Here is a 4,777-nt window from a genome sequence, read left to right on the forward strand (position 1 = left end):
ATTCTCGCGCGCGAGCAGGGCAAACCCCTGCGGACCGAGGCTTTTGGCGAGGTTGATGCAGCCATCAAGGGCTTCCGCGAAGCATCCGAGTTGATCAAATGGCTGGAAGGCGCATACACCCCTGTGGAAACCCCCGGTGTGCGGGCTTTGAGTTTCCGCAAGGCGCGCGGTGTCTATGCGGTGGTGACCCCGTGGAACTTTCCCATAAACATTCCGGTCGAGTATCTGGCCCCCTGTCTGGCGGCGGGAAACGGGGTGGTCTGGGTGCCAGCCCCCACGACCTCGGCCTGCGCAGGCGTGCTGATGGAATGTATCGCAGCCGCCGGTCTGCCGGATGGGGCAATCAATCTGGTTCACGGCCCCGGTGACGTGGTGGGGGATGAGATCGTCGCAAACCCCGGCACAGATGGCATCGGTTTCACTGGCAGCCCGCTGACCGGGGCGACGATTGCGAAACGGGGTGCGGGCAAGCCCATGTTGCTGGAGCTTGGTGGCAATGGGCCGGTGATTGTTCTGGACGATGCCGATCTTGACAAAGCTGCGGATGCGGCCGCCTCGGGAAGCTTTTTCAATGCCGGTCAGGTCTGTGCCGCGACCGGGCGCATACTGACCACAAGATCCGTGCATCGGGAGCTGGCCGAGAAACTGGCCGAACGGGCGCGCGCGATCAAATTGGGCGATCCGCTGAAGGACGACACCACCATGGGGCCGCTGAACAACCCCGCCGTGGTCGCGAAGATTCACGAACATGTCGCCGATGGTGTGCGTCTGGGCGGCGACCTCCTGACCGGGGGCCGCGCGGTCGGGGACCTCGGTTCGGATCTGTTCTACGCCCCGACCGTGATCGACAATGTCCCGGGTGAGGCGCTTTTGAACAATGCGGAAACCTTTGGTCCGGTGGCGCCGATCATTGTCTGCGAGGATGACGACGATCTGATCAGGGTGGCTAATTCCGCCGGTCACGGGCTGTCTGCAGGTGTCTTCACGCGCGACCTTTCGCGGGCCTTCCGCTTTGGCGAAGAGATTGAGGCCGGTATCGTCAATATCAACAGCCCAAGCAGCTACTGGGAGCTGCATCTTCCATTTGGTGGGGCCCCGGGCAAATCCAGCGGCATCGGGCGTCTGGGTGGCAAGCACACGTTGCAGGCGGTTACCGAGATCAAAACCATCACGTTCAATGTGCTTTGAGGGTTTGGTGGCGGTCTGATCCGGGTCAGCGGACAAAATTTGCCACGGGCTGCCATTCCGCCTCGTGGTCCAACGGGATGCAGGGGCGCGGCACTTCCCGGAATTCGAACCGGGACAGGACGGGTGAACTCAGGCCCGGCGCATCGACTTCCACGATCTGGTCCGGGCCGAAGAACTCATCAAACCCGGCCCGGAAATGCCCGCGGGACTTTACGGTTAGCGATCTGACCTGCCGCAGGTCGATGCCCAACATCTCGAAGAAAACGGGATCGGCGCATTGCGTGCGGACCGAGATCACCACGACTTTGACACCCGCTATGTCAATCAATGCGGTTGGTCCCAGATGCATGTGCCGGTCGGCATAAAAGCCGCGTCGCCCGATACAGTTGCCGTCGCTCAGCTTTTCAACGGTTGCCGCGTGCGAGAAGGGGCGCGAATAATCCGGCGCGTCATGATCGGTGAAACTGGCGTGAAAGGTTTTCCCCTCACCTGCGTCATGGGCCGCCTTTGCCACATCGGGGGCGTTGATAAGGCCGACATAGGCGCCAGCAGCATGGGCCGCGACAAGTTGGGACATAATCCAGGTGGTGGCCCCGGTGCCTCCGCCGCCGGGATTGTCAGCGACATCAGCCAGCGCAACCGGGGGTAAGGATGGATCGGTTCCGGCATCCACAGCTTTGGCGATGGCGTCGTCCAGACTGGTGAGTTGCGGGCGATAACGCTGACGATCCCCCCATGCAGCCGACGCCAGACAATTGGCCAGACGCCGGGCCTCGGCGGTGTCGTCATCTGTTGTGACAAGAATGCTCAGGCCGTTTTTGGGTGTGTCGGCATAGGCAAAGCCTCCAAACAATGAGATGTTCAGAGCCTCGGGCCGCAACGACTCTGCCGCCTGTGTCAGTTCGGCAAATGGCCCGGATTCGGTCAAAAGCGTAACCGTTGGCGGGACGATTGGCAGACGGATGAGGTCGGAGGTCGGAGAGATGGCCCCCGACAATATGCGCTGCAAGGTATGGGCGGCCTCGTCCCCGCGCTGAGACATATCCACATGCGGGTTGGTGCGGTAGCCGACGATCATGTCTACCGAGCGCACCATTCGTGACGAGACATTGGCATGCAGATCCAAGGTGGCGATGATGGGGATATTTGGGCCCACCTGACGGCGGATGGCCGCAAACATGTCACCATCGGGATCGTTGCTTTCGGTTGTGCGCATCGCACCGTGGTTGCAGATATAGACGGCGTCGGGCGCGACCTTGGAGAGCCCGTCGCACATGCGGGTCACGGCGTCTGAGAAGAATGTATGCTGCACCGGCCCACCGGCCTCAACCAGACCAAAACCAACGGGAATGATGTCTGCGCCAGCAATGCGAGAGGCTGCACAAAACGCACGTAGTTCGGCGGGCAGTCGTGACCGGGACGCATGCAACTCGTCCTCCATCTCATCACCCCAGACCAACACACGGTCCTCAAAGTCGGATCGGTGAACGACAGGCGCAAAGCGATTGCTTTCGAGCATAAGCCCCAGAACGGCAATGCGCGGGTGTTTGAAAGTTCCGGTCTGCATGAGATTAGGCCTAAGACCCTGACGGCCCGGATGCCAATTCTGAGCAGGCGTTTAGCGATGCGGGTCACGCATCGTTCAGGAATGTCCACAATTCTTCGGCGGGTTTTGGAAGTGGATCAACGGCCCGATACAGGCGAATCTCGGTCGGAATGCGCCAGCGGTCATCACCGGCATAGGCAAGCCGTCCCAGTTTGATGTCATCCTGAACCATGCTTTCGGGCACCCAGGCAAGGCCACGCCCTTCCCGGGTCAGGGACCGCAGCACCCCGGCCAGATGGGACGTAAAGACCTGAGTGACAAAGACGGGCGTCGGCGGTTCGTTCAGAAGGTTGTTTACCGCTTGTCCTATCGCGGATTCCTCGGAATAAGCGAGCAAAGGGATCGGGTCGTCGGGTTCGCCGGGCAGTCGGTCGACCGGTGCGCCATGCGCATCTGCCATCGTCACGGGGATCAGCGCGTCGCGCCCGACGACAGCGCTTTCAAACAATTGTTCAGCCAGGGGAACGGCAATCGCGGGATGCGCATGCGACATGGCAAAGTGGCAGCGGGATTCACGTAAATGGCGCATGCAATCCAGAAAATTCATCGATTCCAGCCGAACATCCAGATCGCGCCCGCCCGGAACCGTGCTGGAAAGCCATTGGGGGAAAAACCATAGTGAAAGCCCATGTGGAATGGCAAAATGCACCTTCGGTTTGGCGTTTTCACTTTGTGACGACAATTGCTCCTGAATACTCTGTAGCTGGCGGCAGACCTCTTCGGCGACCGGAAGAAACTGCTTTCCGGCGTCGGAAAGGCTCACGGGTTTGGTGTTCCGGTCGAACAGTTCAGCGCCCAGCCACTCTTCAAGCGCCTGAATGCGTCGGCTTAGCGCTGACTGCGTGCCGCCACGCACCTGCGCGGCCTGCGTGAAGTTACCAATCGCGGCAACCGCCAGAAAATCTTCGAGCCAGCGTTTTTCCATATGTCCTGTTCCGGAAGCTCCTGCAGAATTCATACGCGCCCCGACCGTTATGAACAATTGTCATTCTCAAATCCAGACACTGCATTCGCCACCCGGGACGCGCGCAAGTATCACCGGGGGCAACCCGGATGTGACAAAAGAGAGGCGTGCAGATGTTCGACGAATTCAAGGGAAAATCGGTGCTTGTCACCGGCGCAAGCTCGGGGATCGGCGCGGCTGTTGCGCGCAAATTCGGTGCGCTGGGTGCGGTTGTCGGCGTTCACTACAACGCTCAGCGCGCGCAGGCTGATACGGTAGCAAAGGATGTGCGGGCAGCGGGCGGAACAGCGCATGTTCTGCAGGCGGATGTTGCGGATATCGACGCATGTACCCGGTTGGTGGGCGATTTCATCGATAAGGCAGGGGGGCTGGATGTCCTGATCAACAATGCGGGTTCGATGGTGCGGCGCATGCCGGTCACGCAACAGGAACCCGATCTGTTTCATCAGGTGATGGATGTAAATGCCACATCCGTCTATGCCGTCAGCCGGGCTGCGGTGCCGCATTTGCGGCAATCAAAGGGCGCGATCATCAACCTGACCTCTATCGCCGCACGCAATGGCGGTGCGATCGGCTCCGGGGTTTATGCGGCTTCCAAGGCGGCTGTCAGCAGCCTGACCCGCTCGCTGGCCAAGGAAGAAGCACAGTATGGTGTAAGGGTGAATGCGGTGTCTCCCGGGGTCATCACAACCCCGTTTCACGACGCCTTTTCGACACCAGAGGCGCTGGAGGCCGTGCGCACGACCATCCCGATGGAGCGTCTCGGTTCACCCGAAGACTGTGTCGGAACCTTTCTGTTTCTGGCCAGCCCGTCGCTGGCCGGATACGTGACCGGCCAGATTGTCGAGGTAAACGGCGGCCAGCTGTCGCCCTGAACCCGATCAGTCGCCCAGTGGCTGCGGCCCAATGCGCCCGTGAAATGCGGTCAATGATGCACGAACGCGACGAAGCGCTTCGTTTGTGAGAGCAGGTTGTGCCTGTGCGACCGCTGTCGCAAGCGAGTCAATCAGAACCAGATG

Annotated in this window: 4 protein-coding genes; 2 read left to right on the top strand and 2 right to left on the bottom strand. The window is 60.5% G+C overall.

Annotation, left to right across the window (positions count from 1 at the left end; all coding sequences use genetic code 11):
* Nucleotides 1–1,188 (top strand): aldehyde dehydrogenase family protein (locus MPJ51_RS03085; protein ID WP_298381600.1); only part of this gene is annotated, 1,188 nt, incomplete at its 5' end.
* A gap of 25 nt (nt 1,189–1,213) precedes the next feature.
* On the opposite strand, the gene MPJ51_RS03090 is transcribed toward MPJ51_RS03085, so the two are convergent.
* Both MPJ51_RS03090 and MPJ51_RS03095 read right to left on the bottom strand, forming a co-directional pair.
* Nucleotides 1,214–2,755: a M81 family metallopeptidase gene (locus MPJ51_RS03090; RefSeq protein WP_298381601.1), complete on the bottom strand. Its 1,542-nt coding sequence runs from the start codon at nt 2,753–2,755 to the stop codon at nt 1,214–1,216.
* A 64-nt stretch (nt 2,756–2,819) separates the two neighbouring features.
* The gene (locus tag MPJ51_RS03095) at nt 2,820–3,719 is read right to left on the bottom strand and encodes a LysR family transcriptional regulator (protein WP_298381603.1); all 900 of its coding nucleotides are present in this window, start codon (nt 3,717–3,719) and stop codon (nt 2,820–2,822) included.
* Between the two features lie 152 nt (nt 3,720–3,871).
* On the opposite strand from MPJ51_RS03095, the gene MPJ51_RS03100 reads away from it, so the two are divergent.
* Nucleotides 3,872–4,633 (top strand): SDR family oxidoreductase, encoded by a 762-nt coding sequence (locus MPJ51_RS03100; protein WP_298381605.1) that lies wholly within the window; start codon nt 3,872–3,874, stop codon nt 4,631–4,633.
* The last annotated feature ends 144 nt before the right edge of the window (nt 4,634–4,777 follow it).

This window comes from Ruegeria sp., assembly GCF_028066395.1.
In the GTDB taxonomy this organism is placed as follows: domain Bacteria; phylum Pseudomonadota; class Alphaproteobacteria; order Rhodobacterales; family Rhodobacteraceae; genus Ruegeria.